Raw genomic sequence first — 18,571 nt, 5'->3', positions numbered from 1 at the left:
TGTACCCCGAAGGGCCTTACCGCTCGACTTGCATGTGTTAAGCACGCCGCCAGCGTTCGTCCTGAGCCAGAATCAAACTCTCCGTTGAAGACTCTTGACTACCCCGAAGGGTTAATCAGAAATACTTAACTAGAGTCCGAAAACCTAGCAAAACAAAACGCCAGCAAAAAGATTTGCTGACTAAATGTCCGACCTCATCAACCGGGGGGTATGAGAGGCCGGAACCAATTAAATAATTGGCACTGACATTCATCGACACACTATTGAGTTCTCAAAGAACACACGCACACACCATCGCCCGGACTTTGTCCGCTTGATCGGTGAGGCAACTTATTCAGCTTAGCTCAGCCGCTCCCCCAGAACCAAATCGGGGTCTCAGTCGAGCCAGTGTGAGCGTCAGGCGCTCCTCGTACTACCTCGTTTCCCTGGCCTGCGCTCAGCGTTTCCGCTCAGCTCCTCGGCCCCGGGTCGGTGTCCGTGTCGCTCTGACTTGAATAAAGTTACGTGTCTGCGTGCACCATGTCAAATCTGCTGGTCACGAAGCGTTTTCGGCGTTCACACATCATTCGGCCGCACCGACCCGCTTCACTTCGCCGCCCAGAGCCTGCAGTTGCTCGACGAAATTCGGGTAGCCGCGGTCGATGTGGAAGACGTCGTGCACTTCGGTGGTTCCGTCGGCAACCAGACCGGCGAGTACCAAGCCGGCACCGGCCCGAATATCGGACGACCACACCGGCGCACTCGACAACCGCGGAATACCGCGCACCACCGCGTGATGACCATCGGTCCGCGCGTCGGCGCCGAGCCGGATCATCTCTTCCACGAAGCGGAACCGCGCCTCGAAGACGTTCTCGGTGATCATCGAGGTGCCGTCGGCGATCGCGGCGAGCCCGATCGCCATCGGCTGCAGGTCGGTCGGGAAGCCGGGGAACGGCAGCGTGGAGAAGTTGACCGCGCGCGGCCGCTCCGCCTGCACGACGCGGAAACCGTCCTGCTCGAAGGAGATACGCGCGCCCGCCGAGCGCAGCTTGTCCAGTACCAACGACAGATGCTTGGGATTGACCCCGGTCACCCGAACATCACCCATCGTCATCGCCGCGGCGATTCCCCAGGTCGCGGCGACGATGCGGTCGCCGATCACGCGATGTGTAGTCGGCGAGAGGCGCTTGACACCCTGCACGGTGAGTACAGAGGTACCGGCGCCGGTGACCCGGGCACCCATCTGCACCAGCATGTTGCACAGGTCGACGATGTCGGGTTCGCGCGCGGCGTTGTCGATGACGGTCTCGCCCTCGGCGAGGACAGCGGCCATCAAGATGTTCTCGGTCGCACCCACCGAGGGGAAGTCGAGCCGAATCTTGGCGCCCTGCAACTCGTCGGCCCGCGCGACCACGCAACCGTGCTCGATCTCGCTGGTCGCACCGAGCAACCGGAGGCCGGCCTGGTGCATGTCGAGCGGCCGGGAACCGATCGCGTCGCCGCCGGGGAGCGCGACGACCGCGCGCTTGCAGCGCGCCATCAGCGGACCGAGCACACAGACCGACGCGCGGAACTGCGTCACCGCGGGAAAGTCCGCGTGGTACTTGGGCTCGGCCGGGGTGTCGATGGTGACGACCCCGGCGTCGATCGCGACGTCGCAGCCGAGGCCGCGCAGCACGTCACCCATCAGCGGCACGTCGAGAATGTCCGGGCAGTTCGTGATCGTGGTGGTGCCCTCGGCCAGCAATGCGGCGGCCATCAGCTTGAGGACGCTGTTCTTGGCGCCCCCCACCGCGACTTCACCGACGAGTCGATTCCCGCCGGTAACCAAAAACCGTTCCATGCCGCCTCTCCGCGTATTCGGCGCACTGTTGGGTGCAAGGATAGTTGCGGCACTGTTCCGCCACTCCGGGTATTCAGCGCACTAGTGGGTGCCACGGTAGTTCGGTTACGGACCGGCGGCCCGATGCCGGGCTGAGTTCTGGGTGTACCCGGGGTGTTACCCATGAACCCGAGGACGTGCGTCCTTCTGTCTCGAGCATTATCAGGTGCTCGACCTGGTTCCGCCGGGCTTCCACAGGATATCGCCGCCCGGATTGGCCACGCGGCTCAGGATGAAGAGCAGATCCGACAGCCGGTTGAGGTACTTGGCAGGCAAGACGTTCGTGTCGTCCGGGTGTGTCCGCACGGCCGCCCAGGCGGAACGTTCCGCGCGACGGGCGACGGTGCGGGCCGTGTGCAGTAACGCCGCGAGCGGTGTGCCACCGGGCAGAATGAACGAATTCAGTGCTGGCAGTTCAGCATTGAACTCATCGCACCAGCCTTCGAGCCGATCGATGTAGAGCTGGGTGATGCGCAGCGGCGGGTACTTGGGCTCTTCGACAACGGGGGTAGACAGATCGGCTCCCGCATCGAACAGATCGTTCTGTATTTGCAGCAGCACCTCGCGCAACTGCTCCTCGGGCTGCCCGAGCGCGAGAGCCACCCCGATTGCGGCGTTCGTCTCATCGCAGTCGGCGTACGCGACCAGGCGCGGATCGGTCTTCGCCACCCGCGAAAAATCACTGAGACCAGTGGTCCCGTCATCGCCGGTACGCGTGTATATCCGCGTCAGATGCACACTCACTGTTCCGCCTCTCCGTGTCTTCAGGCCAGACCCAGGTGCCACAACAGTAACGTTGGCGACTGGCGGCAAAGTCAGTGGCGGGGTCAGCCCGTACCCGACAAGTTACCCATGTACTAACGAAATCTGTGGGTACCAAGGTTGCGTACCTGCGCCGCTAGCGCATTCGGCGGGTGCGGTCGGAGGGGCGGGATTCCACCCAGGAGAGAAAAGCGGTTCGCGACGCGCGATCCAGGGCCAGCTCATAGCTGCCGTCCCGATCGGTCACCGCGATCACCGCGATGTCGTCGCTCATGATGTCGTATTCGTCGCCGACGGGTCCGCGTCGGTCGCCGATCTCGATGCCTTGGCGGTGAATTGTGCAGTCCGGTCCGAGTTTCAGGCTGGTCAGCTTGAAAAAGACCATTCGGTCCTCGTCGTATCGGATGAGTCCGTGCCGCCAACCTTGTCCGCCCCGCGCGGGCAGCACCCGCAGCAGTGCGGCGGTTCCGCCGCGCCGCAACATGATCAGGCGATAGGTCGAGGCGAGGGCCAGGAACACGAGCGTGAGCACCAGAATGATCAGGAGAACCATCCCGGTCTGCAATGCAGTTCGTCCCTTCGCTCTGTCGCCGTGTCGTCGACACCCTATTCAATTGGCGGTCTTCGCAGGCCCTCCGCGGTTACCCAAGCTGCCGCCTCCGGACCCGCCGCTCACACCGCCGTGCGGTCATTCAACCACGACACCAAGTTTACAAACTGGGGGGCCGTGTATTAAGACGATCGTCACCCGTTATAAGACGACTGTCGGCGGCGAAGATCCCTTCGCCGCCGACAGTCTGGTGTTCTATGCGGTTGTCGCTTACGCGTTCGCGGCCTGCTCCGCCGCGCGGACCTGAGCCTGCGCCGCCAGCTGGTCCTCCTCGCTGGCCGCCGAGTCGGCCAGCACGCGCCGGGCCGCCTCGACATCCACCTCGTCGGCGAATTCCGCCGACTCGGCAAGGATCCGGACCGTGCTCGCGGTCACCGAGAAGAAGCCGCCGTGCACCGCCGCGACGATGCGCTCGCCGTCGGTGGAGACGATGGCCACCGTGCCACCCTCGACCAGCTGACCGAGCAGCGGCTCGTGGCCCGGCATGATGCCGATCTGACCCTCGGTGGTCTGCGCGCTGACGAACGTGGCCTGGCCGGACCAGAGCAGCCGTTCGACGGCGACGAGATCAACTGACATTTCCGACATCGAGGCTACTTTCCGGCGATCTTCTTCGCGGCCGCCTCGACATCGTCGAGGCCACCGCAGCTGTTGAACGCCTGCTCCGGGAAGTGGTCGAACTCGCCCTTGCAGACCCGGTCGAAGTCGTCGATGGTCTGCTCCAGCGGAACCACCGAACCGACCTGGCCGGTGAACTTCTCGGCCACGATGAAGTTCTGGCCGAGGAACTTCTCCAGGCGACGGGCGCGGCCGACGAGGACCTTGTCCTCCTCGGAGAGCTCGTCCATGCCGAGGATGGCGATGATGTCCTGAAGTTCCTTGTACTTCTGCAGGATTCGCTTCACCTCGTTGGCAACGGCGAAGTGCCGGTCACCGACGATGGATGCTTCGAGGATCCGCGACGTCGAGGTCAGCGGGTCGACGGCCGGGTAGATGCCCTTCTGCGAGATCGGGCGGGAAAGCTCGGTCGTCGCGTCGAGGTGGGCGAAGGTGGTGGCCGGCGCCGGGTCGGTGTAGTCGTCGGCGGGCACGTAGATCGCCTGCAGCGAGGTGATCGACCGACCACGGGTCGAGGTGATGCGCTCCTGGAGCTCACCCATCTCGTCCGCCAGGGTCGGCTGGTAACCGACGGCCGAGGGCATCCGGCCGAGCAGGGTCGACACCTCGGAACCGGCCTGGGTGAACCGGAAGATGTTGTCGATGAACAGCAGCACGTCCTGGTGCTGCACGTCGCGGAAGTACTCGGCCATGGTGAGGGCCGAGAGGGCGACGCGCATACGGGTGCCCGGCGGCTCGTCCATCTGGCCGAAGACGAGGGCGGTGTCCGGGAGGACGCCCATCTCTTCCATTTCCAGGCGGAGGTCGGTGCCCTCACGGGTGCGCTCGCCGACGCCGGCGAACACGGAGGTACCGGAGAACTCCCGCGCGATACGGGTGATCATCTCCTGGATGAGCACGGTCTTGCCGACACCGGCGCCACCGAACAGGCCGATCTTGCCACCCTTGACGTACGGGGTGAGCAGGTCGATGACCTTGATGCCCGTCTCCAGGATCTCGGTCTTACCCTCGAGCTGGTCGAATGACGGTGGCTTGCGGTGGATGCCCCACTGCTCGCCGTCGCGGCCGAGGCCGGGGGTGTCCAGGCAATCGCCGAGGGCGTTGAACACGTGGCCCTTGACCACGTCGCCGACCGGCACCGAGATCGGCTTGCCGGTGTCGGTGACGGGCGCGCTGCGGACCAGGCCGTCGGTGGGCTGCATCGAGATGCAACGCACGATGCCGTCGCCGAGGTGCTGGGCAACCTCGAGGGTCAGCGTCTTGGCCACCGAGGCCAGCGTGATCTCGGCGTGCAGGGAGTTGAACAGATCGGGAATCGAGCCCCTGGGGAACTCGACGTCGACGACGGGGCCGATGACTCGGACGACGCGACCTGAGTCTGCGCCGGTCCGACTCGTGTTGTCTTGCGTGACTGCTGCGGTCATTTTTCTCTTCCTGCGCTTCTTAGTCGCGGTCCGAGCTCGAAGCCAGCGCGTTTACGCCGCCGACAATTTCGCTGATTTCCTGCGTGATCTGGGCCTGCCGCACCGAGTTCGCCTGCCGGGAAAGATCCGTGGCAAGGTCGTTGGCGTTATCGGTGGCTGCCTTCATTGCGGTGCGCCGAGCCGCGGACTCGGATGCCGCTGCCTCGAGCAACGATGAGTAGATACGCGTGTTGATGTACTTCGGCAGCAGGGCCGCCAGCAGCACATCGGCGTCGGGCTCGAACTCGTACTGCGCGTGCACATCCGCCGTCGGCGAATCGGACACGAAGTCCTCACCCATGTCGAAGTTCTCGTCGACATAGCTGACCTGGATCGGCGCCAACCGGCGCACCTCCGGGGTCTGGGTCAGCATCGACACGAACCGCGTGTACACGATGTGCAGCTCATCCACACCCGCGATGTCGCCGGTACCGTTCGGCGCGGGAACCACGCCGTCGGAGCCGGCCATGAACGCCTCGACCAGGTGATTGCAGGCGGCCGACGCATCGGTGTACTTCGGCTGCTGCGAGAACCCGGCCCACGAGGCGACGGGGGTGCGGTTGCGGAAGGTGTAGTACGTGAGGCCCTTGTTGCCCATCACGTAGATCACCGGCTCTTTGCCCTCGCCACGCAGCGTGTGCATCAACTCTTCGGCGCGCTTGAGCACGTTGGAGTTGTAGCCACCGGCCATGCCGCTGTCGCTCGTGATCACCAGCACCGCCGCCCGGCGCGGTTCAGCGCGCTCGGTCAGCAGTGGGTGGGTCAGGTTCTTCGACGCGTTCGCCAGCTCGCCGAGGACCTTGGTGATCTCCTCGGCATATGGCTTGGCGGCCGCAACCCTGGCCTGCGCCTTGGAGATTCGCGAGGTCGCGATCAGCTCCTGGGCCTTGGTGATCTTCTTGATCGAATTCACACCACGAATGCGGGAGCGCAATTCACGCAAACTTGCCATAGCGGTTCACACTCCCTTCATTCGCATCGTCTTTACGAATAACTCGCATCAGTCCCGGACCTGGGTCACTTCTCGACGTGCTTGCGGGTGACCGACAGCGTCTCGACCTCTTCGTGCTCGAGATCGCCCGCCTCGGCCTCGTTCACCACACGGCTGCCGTCGGAGGCGAGGAAGCCCTGCTTGAACTTGTCGGTCTCCGACTTGATCTGGTCGGCGGCCTCGTCCTTGAGGACCTTGCCACCCTCGATCGACTTGAAGGCGTCGGCCGCGGCACGGTGCAGGTGCTCGAGCAGTTCGCTGTTGAAGCGACGGATGTCGGCGACCGGAACCGAGTCGAAGCGACCGTCGTCGACCAGGAAGATCGAGACGATCTGATCCTCGACGGCGACCGGCGAGTACTGGTCCTGCTTGAGCAGCTCGACCCAGCGGGCGCCACGCTCGAGCTGCGCCAGCGACGCGGCATCGAGGTCGGAGGCGAACGCGGAGAACGCCTCCAGCTCGCGGAACTGCGCCATTTCCAGACGCAGCGAGCCCGCGACCTTCTTCATGCCCTTGGTCTGGGCCGCGCCACCGACACGGGAGACCGAGGTACCGACGTTGATCGCCGGGCGGACACCCTTGTTGAACAGGTCGGACTCGAGGAAGACCTGGCCGTCGGTGATCGAGATGACGTTGGTCGGGATGAACGCCGAGATGTCGTTGGCCTTGGTCTCGATGATCGGCAGACCGGTCATCGAGCCTGCGCCCAGCTCGTCGGACAGCTTCGCGCAACGCTCCAGCAGACGGGAGTGCAGGTAGAAGACGTCACCCGGGTACGCCTCGCGGCCCGGCGGGCGACGCAGCAGCAGCGAGATGGCGCGGTACGCCTCGGCCTGCTTGGTCAGGTCGTCGAACACGATGAGGACGTGCTTGCCCTGGTACATCCAGTGCTGGCCGATGGCCGAACCGGTGTACGGCGCAAGCCATTTGAAGCCGGCGGAGTCGGACGCGGGGGCCGCGACGATGGTGGTGTACTCCAGCGCGCCACGGGCTTCCAGCGCGGACTTGACGCCCGCGATGGTGGAACCCTTCTGGCCGACGGCGACATAGATGCAGCGCACCTGCTTGGCCGGGTCGCCGGAATCCCAGTTCGCCTTCTGCGCCAGGATCGCGTCGATGCAGACCGCGGTCTTACCGGTCTTGCGGTCGCCGATGATCAGCTGACGCTGGCCACGGCCGATCGCGGTCAGGGCGTCGATGGCGGTGATGCCGGTGGCCAGCGGCTCCTCGACGGGCTGACGCTCCAGCACGGAGGCGGCCTGCAGCTCGAGCACGCGCTGCTCTTCGGCCTCGATCTCGCCGAGGCCGTCGATCGGCTGGCCGAGCGGGTCGACCACGCGGCCGAGGAAGTTGTCGCCCACCGGAACGGAGAGCACGTCGCCGGTCCGGCGGACCTGCTGGCCCTCTTCGAGGTCGGCGTATTCGCCGAGGATGACCGCACCGATCGAGCGGTCTTCGAGGTTCAGCGCCACGCCGAGCACGCCACCCGGGAACTCCAGCAGCTCATTGGCCATTGCCGAAGGCAGGCCGCTGACATGCGCGATGCCGTCGGCGGTGTCGGTGACAACACCGACTTCCTCGATGGAGGTCTCGGGGGTGTAGCTCTGCGTGTAGCTCTCGATCGCGCTACGGATCTCGTCGGAGGAGATCGTCAGCTCCGCCATGTTCTTCCTGCTCTCGCTGTGTCGAATGTCGGGGGGATGAGGACGTCGTCAGGTCAGGGACCGACGCAGCCGTTCGAGCCGGCCGATTGCGCTGCCGTCGATCACGTCGTCGCCGACGTGTACGACGAGCCCGCTCAGCAGACTCGGGTCGACCTGTACGTGCACCTGGATCGGCTTGTCGTAGATGCGATGCAGCGAGGCGGCGAGCCGCTCGCGCTGCTGCGCCGACAGTTCGATCGCCGCACGCACGTGCGCCACGATCTGGTCGCGACGGGCCGCGGCCAGGTCGGACAGTTCGTCGAATGCCACCCCGACTGCCGTCTTCTGCCTGGTCACCACCTGCTCAGCCAGGGTTAGCGTGATGGATTCGGTCTTGCCGGTGAGCAGGCGATTGATCAATTCCCGCTTCGCCTCGGCCGGCTTGGTCCGATCGGAAAGGGACTGCTCGAGGTCGGGGTTGTCGCTGATGATCCGACCGAGCCGGAACAGCTCGTCCTCGACCGCGTCGAGCCGACCACTGTCGGACGCCGACTCCAGCAACGCTTCTTGCCCGAGCAATACCAGGGTGTCGACCAGGTCGGCGGTCCGGGACCAGTCCTGGGCCACGGCGGTGGTCAACACGGCCTGGGTGGCCGGGCTGACCTTTCCGCCGAAGACCCGCTCGCTGAGCTCGGCCCGGGCCGAGCCGGGCACCGACACGTCCGCGAGCGCAACACGCAGCGAACGCTGGTCGTCCAGCACGGCGACAACGGCGAACAGTTCGGAACCCGTTGTGGCCGCGACACTGTCGCTTCCGGTCAGAGCGGCCCTGAGCGCCTCCCGAGACCGGGCGCAGGCCTCGCGGCTCGCTGCGTACATGCTTCTCACTTTCGTGTCGCTACCTTCCGACCCCGATGCCGGCCTTCGACTCGTCGTCGAGTTCGGTCAGGAACCGCTCGATCGACGCCGCCTGCTTAGCTTCGTCCGAAACCGACTGCCCGATAATCTTTTCGGCCAAATCTACGGCGGTATGGCCGAGTTCGGAGCGCAGTTCGGTAAGGATTTGCTGGCGCTGTGCTTCCAGCTGGCTGTGGCCCGCGGCAACGATGCGGTCACTTTCGGCCTGCGCGTCCGCGCGCATCTGCGCGAGAATCTGCTGGCCCTGGGTGCGCGCGTCCTCACGGATACGCGATGCCTCCAGCCGCGCTTCGGCCAGCTGCTGCTGGTACTGCTGCAGTGTGAGCTGGGCCTCTTCTTGCGCGGCCTCGGCCCGAGCGATGCCGCCCTCGATCTTATCGCTGCGCTCGTCGAGCACCTTGAGCAAGCGCGGGATCACATATTTGTAGAAAACGACGCCGATGATCGCGATGCAGACCACCGACCACACGATGTCGTATGTCTCGGGGATGAGGGGGTTGATGTCTTCCCCAGCATCCGCGGCGAACACAGAAAGCCCGTTCATGGCAATCAGAAGATGAACCCGGCCACAAGGCCGATCAGGGCGAGGGCCTCGGTGAACGCGATACCGAGGAACATGTTGGTACGGATCGTGCCCTGGAGTTCGGGCTGACGGGCAATGCCCTCGATCGCCTTACCGACAACGATGCCAACGCCGATGCCGGGGCCGATGGCGGCGAGACCGTAGCCGATGGCGCCGTAGCCCTTGATCTTCTCAGAGGTCGAAGCGGCTTCCTGGGCCAAGTAAGCGAGGCTCATGAGTTCCATTTCCCTTTCTGTTGCTCACCCGCCGGTCGGCGTGTGTAGCAGGTATCCGGTAGTTGTGGGTCAGTGCGAATCCGCGTGCTGCGCGAGTCCGATGTAGACCGCGGTCAGCAGGGCGAAAACGTAGGCCTGCAAGAAGATGACCAGGAGCTCGAAGAGCGTGAACCCGAGACCCGCGAGCAGCGAGAACGGCGAGAACACCTTCATCCACGAGACGGCATCGAACAAGAAGAACCAGGTGGCGCTGAAGAAAAGCACCAGCATGATGTGCCCGGCCAGCATGTTGGCCATGAGTCGGACGGTCAGCGTGAACGGCCGGAGCACGAACGTCGAGATGAACTCGATCGGAATCAGCAGCACATGCAGCGCGGGCGGCACATTCGGCACCACGATGCTGCTGCGCAGGTACTTGAAGAACCCGTACTTCTTGATACCGATGTAGTTGAACGCGACATAGGAGATGAGGGCCAACACCAGCGGAAAGCCGACTCGGGCGTTCGACGAGATGTTCAAACCCGGAATGATGCCGGAGAAGTTCAGAAAGAGCACCGAGAAGAAGATTGTCGCGATCAGCGCAAAGTACTTGCGACCGGTTTCCTTACCGAGGATCTCGTCGCAGATCTGCTCCTTGACGAACACCAGGCCGGTTTCGGCGATGTTCTGCAGTCCGCGCGGGACGAGACGGGGATTCCGGAAAGCCAGCATCATCACGACAATCAGGACCGCCGACATGATCAGCCTGATAAGCATCAAACGATCGAGCTCGAACGGCGTACCCTCGAACAGCAGCGCTGGAGGGAAGAAGTCGGACAGCGATGGCGCGTGGAACTCGCCCGCCAAAGTGGTGACGCTCAGCGTTCTCTCCCGTGTTCGGGCCGCGGGTTCGGTTGATCCCACGGTTCGATCGGACATTGACGATCAATTTGGGTCGACTCAGGTCGGCTCGAAGTTCGTCAGCAGCTGTGCGGCGGGTTTTGATTCCACCTGGCGTCTGTACGTGTGTCGGCGACATCGTCGACATGCAGAACCGGAACCCTCAGAGCCCGGCACGGCAGTAAGCATAGCGGCACTCGGAGGGATCTTGACGATCCCCCCTCGCTTGGTTGCTTGCTTACCAACACTTTACCAAGTTATCTACGACAGCGTGTAGGTGGGTGGGGATCAATCTTCCCGAGTCGGCGAATCCGGGGTCGAATCCGGCACCGTCACGTACGGAACCTTCTGTCTGACAACGCCATACGTCTCCGCGCCGAGCACGATGACGAGCGCGCCGATCACGGTCAAGAAAAGGACCATTCGGTCATAAAAGTCGAATTGATTCAGTATTGCTATGACCAAAAGGGCAACCAGCATTTTACCGACCCAGCTGGCCAGCATCACCATGCCCGCCGTCGACGGCGGCAATTTCGCGCCGAACAACACCACCGCGGCGGTGGTCAAAATGAAGCCGCCGCCGATCGCCGAGCCGATCAACGCGCCCCACAGACCCGGCGTGCCCGCGGCCGCGGCACCGATTGCGACGGACAACACAACCAACACGCCCAAACCGATCAAGCCGTAGCGCAACGCCGCCTTCAGCGGGGCGTCGGGACCGGGGACCGGAGTGGGAGTGAAGTTCACATTCGCGAACCTTACCCGGAGGGTGGCCGGTCCCCCGCTGCCTCCCCGCGGCGCAGCCCGGGAATGGCGGTCACCACCAGCGCGAAGACCAGCCCACCCGCGACCAGCAGCACAACCAGTGTGAGGTTCATCAATGCGGTGCCGACCGCACCGAACGCGAGGATGCCGACCCATAAATAGATGAGCAGCACCACGCGCCGGTGCGAATGTCCGATCTGCAGCAATCGATGGTGCAGGTGCATCTTGTCCGGAGTGGAGAAGCTAACCCCAGCACGGACCCGCCGGATGATCGCCAGCACCAGATCGAGCACCGGAATGAACATGACCGCGCCGACCAGCAGCAGCGGCGAGAGCAGACCGACGATGTCGCGGGTCCCGAAGCCCTGCAACGGAATGCGCCCCGACGCGCTGGTGGATACGGCGGCGAGGACAAGCCCGATCAGCATCGAGCCGGAGTCGCCCATGAATATCCGGGCAGGCTGAAAATTGTGCGGCAGGAAACCGACGCAGGCACCGGCCAGCGCGGCGGCGAGCAGCGCGGGCGGATAGGTGTCGACCGAGCCGCCCTGCTCGTTCATCAAGCCGATCGCGAACACGAAAACCGCGACCGCCGCGATCAATCCGAGTCCGGCCGCGAGCCCATCGAGCCCATCGACGAAGTTCATCGCGTTGACCAGGGTCACCGTGACCGCCACCGTGACGAGACCGCCTTGCAGCGCGTCCAGAAAGACCGTGGTGTTGTTGAACGGGTTGTAGATGCTGTACCAGCTCAAACCCATCACGGCCATCACGCCCGCCGCGGTCACCTGTCCGGCGAACTTGGTCAGCGCGTCCAGGCCCCACCGGTCATCGACGATGCCGACCGCGACGATGATCGTGCTCGCCACCAGCACCGCGAGCGGAATGTTCGGGGTGTAGTCGAAGCCGCGGCGCAGCGCGGGCAGCCGGTACGCGAACAGCATCGCCGCGACCACCCCGACGTAGATGCCGACACCGCCCATCCGCGGAATCGGCTTGACGTGTACGTCACGCTCGCGCGGCACCGCCACGGCGCCGAATCCGATGGCGAGCACCCGGATTCCGCCGGTGGCGAGGAAGGTCACGACCGCGGAGATGAGCAGGACGAGCAATAGTTCCCGTAGCGGGACGACGGCACCCGAACCGGTCATCCGCGGCACCCACCGATCATCGGGTGGCGGCGCCGGTCAGCGCCTCCGGTGACATGCCGAGCACGTCGGCGATGTCGCCGATGGGTACCGCGCCCTCGCGCAGGATGCGCGGCTGGTCGGAGGTGAGGTCGACGATGGTGGAGGCCACGGCATGATCGGCCGGGCCGCCATCCAGGTAGACGTTGACCAGGTCGCCCAGTTGATCGCGGGCCTCGGCGGCGGTCTTGGCCGGCGGCTGGCCGGAGACGTTGGCGCTGGACACGGCCAGCGGGCCGACCTCGCGGAGCAGTTCCAGGGTGACCGGGTGCAGCGGCATCCGGAGCATCACGGTGCCGCGCGTGTCGCCAAGATCCCAGGCGAGCGAAGGGGCCTGCTGCACAACGAGACTCAGGCCGCCGGGCCAGAACGCCCGGATCAGCTCGCGGGCCTGCGGGCGCACCGAGAAGACCAGGCCGTCGATGGTGTGCCAGGAACCGACCAGCACCGGCACCGGCATATCGCGGCCACGACGCTTGGCGGCGAGCAGCGAGCTCACCGCGGTGGCGTCGAAAGCGTCCGCGGCCAGGCCATAGAGCGTGTCGGTAGGCAGCACGACGAGTCGCCCGGATTTCAGGGCACTGGTGGCTGCGGTCAGTCCGGCGGCGCGCGTATCGGGATCCGCGCAGTCGTAGACGGTACTCACGGGCACCATGCTAATCCGCCTCTCCGGGCCTCTTGGCCAGGCCTAGGTGCTTCACCCGGCATAGCAGCGGCCGGCGGTGAGGCAGTGGTCGGAAATCAGTTGCTACCTTGACATAACGGTGCACTCGACGCCTACACCGGGTGGAGATCAGTACTGACCGCGCGTCGCGGCGACGAACCGCGGCTTGCCCGCGAGGTCGGGGTGTTCGACGATTTCGGTGAAGTCACCGTGTTTGCCGAGCAGGGCGGCGAGGTCCGACCCGTTGGAGTCGTCGTGTTCGATCGCGGTGGCGCCGCCGGTGCGCAGCAGCCGGGTGATGGTGGGGATCATCGCGCGGATGACGTCGAGGCCGTCGGCACCGCTGAACAGTGCCAGGTGTGGATCATGGTCGGCGACTTCGGGTTCCAGCCGCGCGCCGTCGGGAATGTAGGGCGGGTTGGACACCACGAGGTCGACCCGGCCGTCGAGTTCGGTCAGCAGATTCGGGTCGGTGACGTCGTCGGCGTGCAGGGTGATCGGGGTGTCGCCGTCGGCGATGCACTGGTCCGCATTGCGGCGGGCCCACCGCAGCGCCGCCGGATCGATTTCCACCGCGTGCACCTCGGCGTCGGGGCGCGCGTGCGCGATGGCCAGCGCCAGCGCACCGGACCCGGTGCACAGGTCGACGACGACCGGTGCGTGATCGTGCGGCAGCGTCTCGAGCTGAGCCAGCGCCCAGGCGAACAGCAGCTCGGTCTCCGGCCGCGGAATGAAGACTCCGGGCCCGACCGCCAGGTCGATCTCCCCCATCGCCACGGTTCCGGTCAAGTGCTGCAACGGAATTCGCTGTGCCCGCCGATCAACCAGCGCGCGGTACTCGGTCACCGTCTCCGGCGCGACGAGCGGGGTCAGCGCCAGCCTGCTGCGCTCGACCCCGAGCACATGCGCGGCCAACTGCTCCGCGTCGGCCCGCGGGCTGTGTACCCCCGCCGAACGAAGCGTCTCGATGGCGTCGTTGATGGCAGGGCGCAGCGCTACCCGGCTCACTCCGCTGCCATCCGAGCCTCGCGGTCGGCCTTGCCGAGTGCGTCGAGCAGCGGATCCAGCTCGCCATCGAGTACGGCGTCCAGGTTGTGTGCCTTGAAACCGATGCGGTGGTCGGCGATCCGGTTCTCCGGGAAGTTGTAGGTGCGGATGCGCTCGGAGCGGTCCACCGTGCGGATCTGGCTGGCCCGGCCCGCCGCGGCTTCCTGGTCGGCCTGTTCCTCGGCGAGCGCCTGCAACCGGGCGGCGAGCACCTGCATGGCGCGGGCCTTGTTCTGCAGCTGCGAACGCTCGTTCTGGCAGGTCACCACGATGCCGGAGGGCAGGTGGGTGATGCGAACGGCGGAGTCGGTGGTGTTGACGCCCTGACCGCCCTTGCCGGAGGAACGGTAGACGTCGATGCGCAGGTCGGTCTCGTCGATCTGCACCGCCTCCACCTCGTCGGGTTCCGGGTAGATCAGGACACCGGCGGCGGAGGTGTGGATGCGGCCCTGCGATTCGGTCACCGGGACGCGCTGCACCCGGTGCACGCCGCCCTCGAACTTGAATCGCGACCACACGCCGTCGCGCGCGGCGTCGCGGCTCTTGATCGACAGCGTCGCGTCCTTGTAGCCGCCCAGATCGGACACGGTGACGTCAAGGATCTCGACCTTCCAGCCGTGCCGTTCGGCATAGCGGACATACATGCGCGCCAGATCGGCGGCGAACAGCGCCGATTCCTCGCCGCCCTCACCGGATTTCACCTCGAGCACCACGTCGTCACCGTCGTGCGGGTCGCGCGGGGCGAGCAGATCCGCGAGGGTCTGCTCCAGCTCGGCGACCTGGCGCTCCAGGTCCGGGATCTCGGCGGCGAAGGCGGCGTCGTCGGCGCCGAGTTCCTGCGCGGCGGCCAGATCGTCGCGGGCGGACTTCAGCTTGGTGTAGGTGGCCATGACCGGCGCGAGCTCGGCGAATCGCTTGCCGACCCGGCGGGCCGCGCCCGGATCATTGTGCAGCGCCGGATCGGACAGCTGCGTTTCCAGGCCTGCGTGTTCGGCCAGAATGTCGTCGATCGCGGACGGTTGCGTCACGGCGCTTCCTCTTTCTGTATTTCCCTGTCGAAAAGGACCCAATACAAAACACCGACGCCCGGCCTGCGGAGCAGGACCGGGCGTCGGCGAGGAAGCTAGTTGGCTGCGGCGTCGTCCGCGTCGGCCTTCTTGCCCGCGCGCTTGCCGTAGCGAGCCTCGAAGCGGGCCACGCGGCCACCGGTGTCGAGGATCTTCTGCTTGCCCGTGTAGAACGGGTGGCACTGCGAGCAAACCTCGACGTTGATGTGTCCCGACTCCTTGGTGCTGCGAGTCTGGAACGTATTGCCGCAACCACAGACGACCGTGGTCTCGACATACGTGGGGTGAATTCCTGCCTTCATGGTGTCCTCTCGATATTGGCCGCCGGGTCGCTCGCGCGGGAATCGCGGGAACGTGAACCGGAGCCGACTTAGGCGGGAGGTCTGCTCGAAACGGAGCAGACGCAACGACCGTTCAGTATGCCAGAACAGTCCCTACGCTCCCAAAACACCCCCGGCTAGTGGTTTGTTCCCGCCCTAGGTACTCCCCCCAACGTCGCCGCCCCAGGAAGTTCGGGCACGCGCTTCGCCGGTGTCTCAGGAACCCTGAAGACGGGTAGTTGGCTACTCAGGTATACGAACAGCTTCGTTCATAGAGTTTGAGACCTTGCACAACGGCGTGCCGTGACCAGCGAAGGGAGAACTTGTGAACATCCGAGTCGCGTCGGCGATCTTCGGTCTGTTGATCCTCGCTGTCGCGGTCGGCTGGTGGGCACTGCCGGACACCGCCACCTCGGCAGCTCCGGGAACCGCCGTCTATGTCCAGTCCTCGACCACCGCTCCGGAGGGGAGTGCAGTGGCGAGCGCGGCGATCATTCTCGGCTTCATGATCAGCGGCGCGGCTGTCATCGGTCTCATGTTCTTCTGCCCACAGACGCCGAAAGGGCCCCGCCTGAACGGAGCCCTCTCGGCATCTGCCATCGCATCAACTGATTTCGCGAGCACATGGGTAACTCGCCGGGTACGCCCAAAACTCGGGCAGGCACCCGCCGTCAGCCGCCAACGACACTCTCGCGGCACCCAAGTCTGGCCTGAATACGCGGAGAGGCGGGACTGCCTACTCGTCGAGCGCGCCCGGTGCGGTCTTGCTGACCTGCATCAGGAACTCGAGGTTGTTCTTGGACTTCTTCAGACGGTCGATCAGCAGATCGATCGCCTGGTGCGAGTCCAGGCCGGACAGTACGCGGCGCAGCTTGTGCAGCACCGCGGCCTCGTCGGGGTTGAGCAGTAGCTCGTCCTTACGAGTGCCGGACGGGTTGACGTCCACCGCGGGGAACACGCGCCGTTCCGCGATCTTGCGGTCCAGCTTGAGCTCGGCGTTACCGGTGCCCTTGAATTCCTCGAAGATCACCGTGTCACCGGTGGAGCCGGTCTCCACCATCGCGGTCGCGATGATGGTGAGCGAGCCACCGTTTTCGATGTTGCGCGCCGCGCCGAGGAACCGCTTGGGCGGGTACAGCGCGGTGGAATCGACACCACCGGACAGGATTCGACCGGAAGCGGGCGAGGAGTTGTTGTACGCACGACCCAGTCGAGTGATCGAGTCGAGCAGCACCACAACGTCTTTGCCCATTTCCACCAGCCGCTTGGCCCGCTCGATGGCGAGCTCGGCGACCGAGGTGTGGTCTGACGGCGGGCGGTCGAAGGTGGAGGCGATGACCTCACCCTTCACCGAACGCTGCATGTCGGTGACCTCTTCCGGACGCTCGTCGACCAGCACAACCATGAGGTAGACCTCGGGATTGTTGATGGCGATGGCGTTCGCGATGTCCTGCATGATCGTCGTCTTACCGGCCTTCGGCGGCGAGACGATCAGGGCGCGCTGGCCCTTACCGATCGGCATGATCAGGTCGATGACGCGGGTGGTCAGCTTGTTCGGCTGAGTCTCCAGGCGCAGTCGCTGATTCGGGTACAGCGGGGTGAGCTTGCTGAACTCGGGGCGCCGCTTGGCCGCATCGACCTCACCACCGTTGACCGTGTCCAGCCGGACCAGCGGGTCGAACTTCTGCCGCTGGTTGCTCTGCTCGCCGTCGCGCGGGGCACGCACCGCACCGGTGATCGCGTCACCGCGGCGCAGGCCGTTCTTGCGGACCAGGTTCATCGAGACATAGACGTCGTTCGGTCCGGCCAGGTAGCCCGAGGTCCGGACGAACGCGTAGTTGTCGAGCACGTCGAGGATGCCCGCGACCGGCTGCAACACGTCGTCTTCGCGGATCTCCAGCTCGCGCGCCTCGCCGCCGCCGGTGCCCGGCTCGCGGTCACGACCACGACGCCGCTCGCGGAATCGACGTCCCCGCCGCCCGCGACCGCCTTCTTCGTCGTCGTCATTGTTGTTGCGGGCATTGTTGCGGTCGTTGTTCCGGCCGCCGTTGGCGTTTCCGCCGCCGTTGCCGTTCTGGTTGTTGCGCTCGCCGGACTGGCCGCGCTCACCGGACTGATTCCGCTCACCCGACTGCGCGCGGTCACCGGACTGATTGCGCTCGCCCTGATTGCGCTCACCCGACTGCGCGCGGTCACCGGACTGATTACGCTCGCCCGACTGATTGCGCTGGCGACGCTCGCCCTGCTCGGTGTCCTGCTTCGGCTCGTCACCACGCGCATCGGCCGTAGCGGTCTCGCCGCCGCCGGATCGCGCCTGGTCACGGCCGCGCCGCTGCCGACCACGACCACGCTGACCGCCATCGCGGCCGGCATCCTCGGCGGATTCGGCCGTGTTGGACGGTGTGGTCTCGGCCGGTGCCGAGTTCACGGGTGCGGATTCCTTCGCCGGGGCGGCAGCCTCGACAACGGGAGCCTGCTTCGCGGGGGCGGTATCCACGTCGAGGGTGCCCTGTTCGGCCCGAGCGGGCGCCGGCTGAGTAGCCGGTGCTTCCGAATTACCGGGTGTATCGGCCTTGGCGGAAACCGCGGACTTGGCCTGTCCCCCTTCGGGCTTTTCACCCTTGGCCGGTTTCCCGGACTGATTTTCCTTGATAGCGGCGATCAAATCGCCTTTGCGCATTCCGGAGGTGCCTCGGATACCGAGCTCCCCCGCGAGCGCGCGCAACTGCGGCAACAACATTCCAGTCAGCCCCGATCGTGCGACGTCGGTTTGTTCGCTCATCTTCGAAATCTGTCCGGAGTCACTTTCGCGGTCCCCCGGAGATGTTGGGTTGGATTCCACCCCGGGTGTTGCGAGCAGGTCCGTATCTGTCACGGAAATCCTTTCCTTCCCCCGATTGCCGTGTGCTGTTTCGAGGGTTCGTCCCGCAGTCCGGGCATTCTGCCGGACTCGGATGCGTCCGTCCGCTTCGCCACCG

General features: G+C 65.3%; 18 protein-coding genes and 1 rRNA gene. All 19 read right to left on the bottom strand.

Going from position 1 to position 18,571, the window contains the following annotated elements:
• Positions 1–88 (bottom strand): 16S ribosomal RNA (locus ACIA8C_RS27755); the annotation flags it as partial.
• 474 nt (positions 89–562) lie between these two features.
• Positions 563–1,822, bottom strand: a complete 1,260-nt coding sequence (murA, locus tag ACIA8C_RS27750) for a UDP-N-acetylglucosamine 1-carboxyvinyltransferase (protein ID WP_150407926.1) — start codon at positions 1,820–1,822, stop codon at positions 563–565.
• A gap of 201 nt (positions 1,823–2,023) precedes the next feature.
• Positions 2,024–2,605 carry a cob(I)yrinic acid a,c-diamide adenosyltransferase gene (locus ACIA8C_RS27745; RefSeq protein ID WP_397139598.1) on the bottom strand — a complete coding sequence of 194 codons (582 nt, stop codon included), beginning with the start codon at positions 2,603–2,605 and terminating at the stop codon, positions 2,024–2,026.
• Between the two features lie 154 nt (positions 2,606–2,759).
• Entirely contained in the window at positions 2,760–3,176 is a 417-nt protein-coding gene (locus ACIA8C_RS27740; RefSeq protein ID WP_357392215.1) for a DUF2550 domain-containing protein, read from the bottom strand.
• Positions 3,177–3,443: 267 nt separating this feature from the next.
• A complete protein-coding gene (locus ACIA8C_RS27735; RefSeq protein WP_396965811.1) occupies positions 3,444–3,821 on the bottom strand; it encodes a F0F1 ATP synthase subunit epsilon in 378 nt (125 codons plus the stop codon).
• A 5-nt stretch (positions 3,822–3,826) separates the two neighbouring features.
• Positions 3,827–5,275: a F0F1 ATP synthase subunit beta gene (gene atpD / locus ACIA8C_RS27730; protein ID WP_397139596.1), complete on the bottom strand. Its 1,449-nt coding sequence runs from the start codon at positions 5,273–5,275 to the stop codon at positions 3,827–3,829.
• 19 nt (positions 5,276–5,294) lie between these two features.
• Complete coding sequence (locus tag ACIA8C_RS27725) at positions 5,295–6,266, bottom strand: F0F1 ATP synthase subunit gamma (protein ID WP_397139594.1); 972 nt, start codon at positions 6,264–6,266, stop codon at positions 5,295–5,297.
• A gap of 65 nt (positions 6,267–6,331) precedes the next feature.
• Positions 6,332–7,969, bottom strand: coding sequence for a F0F1 ATP synthase subunit alpha (gene atpA, locus ACIA8C_RS27720; protein WP_397139592.1), 1,638 nt, complete (start codon positions 7,967–7,969; stop codon positions 6,332–6,334).
• A 48-nt stretch (positions 7,970–8,017) separates the two neighbouring features.
• Positions 8,018–8,827, bottom strand: a complete 810-nt coding sequence (locus tag ACIA8C_RS27715; protein ID WP_397139590.1) for a F0F1 ATP synthase subunit delta — start codon at positions 8,825–8,827, stop codon at positions 8,018–8,020.
• 19 nt (positions 8,828–8,846) lie between these two features.
• Positions 8,847–9,410 carry a F0F1 ATP synthase subunit B gene (locus ACIA8C_RS27710; RefSeq protein ID WP_397139588.1) on the bottom strand — a complete coding sequence of 188 codons (564 nt, stop codon included), beginning with the start codon at positions 9,408–9,410 and terminating at the stop codon, positions 8,847–8,849.
• Positions 9,411–9,415: 5 nt separating this feature from the next.
• Positions 9,416–9,664, bottom strand: coding sequence for an ATP synthase F0 subunit C (locus ACIA8C_RS27705; protein WP_396995963.1), 249 nt, complete (start codon positions 9,662–9,664; stop codon positions 9,416–9,418).
• Positions 9,665–9,733: 69 nt separating this feature from the next.
• A complete protein-coding gene (gene atpB, locus ACIA8C_RS27700) occupies positions 9,734–10,582 on the bottom strand; it encodes a F0F1 ATP synthase subunit A (RefSeq protein WP_397139586.1) in 849 nt (282 codons plus the stop codon).
• A gap of 249 nt (positions 10,583–10,831) precedes the next feature.
• Positions 10,832–11,290, bottom strand: coding sequence for a hypothetical protein (locus tag ACIA8C_RS27695; protein ID WP_397139584.1), 459 nt, complete (start codon positions 11,288–11,290; stop codon positions 10,832–10,834).
• Between the two features lie 11 nt (positions 11,291–11,301).
• The gene (locus tag ACIA8C_RS27690; RefSeq protein WP_396995959.1) at positions 11,302–12,459 is read right to left on the bottom strand and encodes a glycosyltransferase family 4 protein; all 1,158 of its coding nucleotides are present in this window, start codon (positions 12,457–12,459) and stop codon (positions 11,302–11,304) included.
• Positions 12,460–12,475: 16 nt separating this feature from the next.
• Positions 12,476–13,141: an L-threonylcarbamoyladenylate synthase gene (locus ACIA8C_RS27685; RefSeq protein ID WP_397139582.1), complete on the bottom strand. Its 666-nt coding sequence runs from the start codon at positions 13,139–13,141 to the stop codon at positions 12,476–12,478.
• A gap of 147 nt (positions 13,142–13,288) precedes the next feature.
• Positions 13,289–14,167 (bottom strand): peptide chain release factor N(5)-glutamine methyltransferase, encoded by an 879-nt coding sequence (gene prmC, locus ACIA8C_RS27680; protein ID WP_397139580.1) that lies wholly within the window; start codon positions 14,165–14,167, stop codon positions 13,289–13,291.
• Positions 14,164–15,234, bottom strand: a complete 1,071-nt coding sequence (gene prfA, locus ACIA8C_RS27675; protein WP_396995955.1) for a peptide chain release factor 1 — start codon at positions 15,232–15,234, stop codon at positions 14,164–14,166. The genes prmC and prfA overlap by 4 nt, the downstream gene beginning before the upstream one ends.
• Before the next feature lie 95 nt (positions 15,235–15,329).
• Positions 15,330–15,575 (bottom strand): 50S ribosomal protein L31, encoded by a 246-nt coding sequence (gene rpmE, locus ACIA8C_RS27670; RefSeq protein ID WP_396995954.1) that lies wholly within the window; start codon positions 15,573–15,575, stop codon positions 15,330–15,332.
• Between the two features lie 754 nt (positions 15,576–16,329).
• Positions 16,330–18,468 carry a transcription termination factor Rho gene (rho, locus tag ACIA8C_RS27665; RefSeq protein WP_397139578.1) on the bottom strand — a complete coding sequence of 713 codons (2,139 nt, stop codon included), beginning with the start codon at positions 18,466–18,468 and terminating at the stop codon, positions 16,330–16,332.
• Between the last annotated feature and the right edge of the window lie 103 nt (positions 18,469–18,571).

Origin of the sequence: Nocardia sp. NPDC051321, assembly GCF_044455225.1 — a bacterium.
Lineage (GTDB): Bacteria > Actinomycetota > Actinomycetes > Mycobacteriales > Mycobacteriaceae > Nocardia.
This window is presented reverse-complemented; position numbering and strand designations above follow the sequence as displayed.

Coding starts and splice junctions, on each gene's coding strand:
- murA (WP_150407926.1), bottom strand. CDS start 1,822: ATGGAACGGTTTTTGGTTACCGGCGGGAATCGACTCGTCGGTGAAGTC.
- ACIA8C_RS27740 (WP_357392215.1), bottom strand. CDS start 3,176: ATGGTTCTCCTGATCATTCTGGTGCTCACGCTCGTGTTCCTGGCCCTC.
- ACIA8C_RS27735 (WP_396965811.1), bottom strand. CDS start 3,821: ATGTCGGAAATGTCAGTTGATCTCGTCGCCGTCGAACGGCTGCTCTGG.
- atpD (WP_397139596.1), bottom strand. CDS start 5,275: ATGACCGCAGCAGTCACGCAAGACAACACGAGTCGGACCGGCGCAGAC.
- ACIA8C_RS27725 (WP_397139594.1), bottom strand. CDS start 6,266: ATGGCAAGTTTGCGTGAATTGCGCTCCCGCATTCGTGGTGTGAATTCG.
- atpA (WP_397139592.1), bottom strand. CDS start 7,969: ATGGCGGAGCTGACGATCTCCTCCGACGAGATCCGTAGCGCGATCGAG.
- ACIA8C_RS27715 (WP_397139590.1), bottom strand. CDS start 8,827: ATGTACGCAGCGAGCCGCGAGGCCTGCGCCCGGTCTCGGGAGGCGCTC.
- ACIA8C_RS27710 (WP_397139588.1), bottom strand. CDS start 9,410: ATGAACGGGCTTTCTGTGTTCGCCGCGGATGCTGGGGAAGACATCAAC.
- ACIA8C_RS27705 (WP_396995963.1), bottom strand. CDS start 9,664: ATGAGCCTCGCTTACTTGGCCCAGGAAGCCGCTTCGACCTCTGAGAAG.
- atpB (WP_397139586.1), bottom strand. CDS start 10,582: ATGTCCGATCGAACCGTGGGATCAACCGAACCCGCGGCCCGAACACGG.
- ACIA8C_RS27690 (WP_396995959.1), bottom strand. CDS start 12,459: ATGACCGGTTCGGGTGCCGTCGTCCCGCTACGGGAACTATTGCTCGTC.
- rpmE (WP_396995954.1), bottom strand. CDS start 15,575: ATGAAGGCAGGAATTCACCCCACGTATGTCGAGACCACGGTCGTCTGT.